The 760-nt window shown below is 77.4% G+C and carries 1 pseudogene; it reads left to right on the forward strand.

Annotated features, from left to right (window positions below):
* Window positions 1-10 precede the first annotated feature (10 nt).
* Window positions 11-760: pseudogene (locus tag GTW40_RS20075) on the forward strand (hypothetical protein); the annotation flags it as partial.

Genomic DNA, 760 nt, shown 5'->3' on the forward strand with positions numbered 1-760 from the left:
ACTGGCCAGAATGGCACGCGTCGGCCTGGCCGGCCCGGTCCGCGTCGCACGCTGGGCCGACGCCGCCCTCGGCCCCGGCAGCGACGCCGCCACCGCCGACGGCAAGGCCACCCTCTCCGACGCGACCGCCGCCCGCGCGGCCGCCGACCTCGGTCTCTCCACCCGTCAGATCCGCGCCGACTGGGACACCGCCCGCCTCGCCGGACTCGTCGAGGTGCACGGCGACAGTGCCCGCCCCGGCTGGCGCCTGCGCGCCTGGGACCGCGACGACAGCGCCGTACTGCGCGGCTGGGTCGCCCTCTTCGACGCCTGGTCGCTCGCCTGCCCCGAACCGGCGGACCACGAACCGGCCGCCGTCGCCGAGGTCGTCTCGGCCATGCCCCAGGTGCTCTCCTTCCTCCAGCTCTCCGCAGGCCCGGTGCCCGTCGAGCAGCTGCTCGACCTGCTGGAGCAGCGCGTCACCGAACTGCGCACCGAGCGCTGCGAGGTCACCTACGCCCCCGGCGTCCCCGCCCCGCTCGCCGCCCCGGACGACGCGCCCGCCGACGCCCCCCTCGCCCCCCTCCTGGACTGGGCCGTGCGGGCGCTGGCCTCCGTCGGCGCCCTCACCCACGGCGACGGCCACGCGACCCTCACCCCGCTCGGCAGCTGGGCCGTCTGGGTCAAGCTGGAGCAGATCTGCGTGGCCGCGCAGAGCCCCGCCGGGAACATCGAGCAGTCCGCCGAGGACATGCTGCGCGGCTGCGCCCAGCTCCGCCCC

It is taken from the genome of Streptomyces sp. SID4985, assembly GCF_009863025.1.
Classification (GTDB): domain Bacteria; phylum Actinomycetota; class Actinomycetes; order Streptomycetales; family Streptomycetaceae; genus Streptomyces.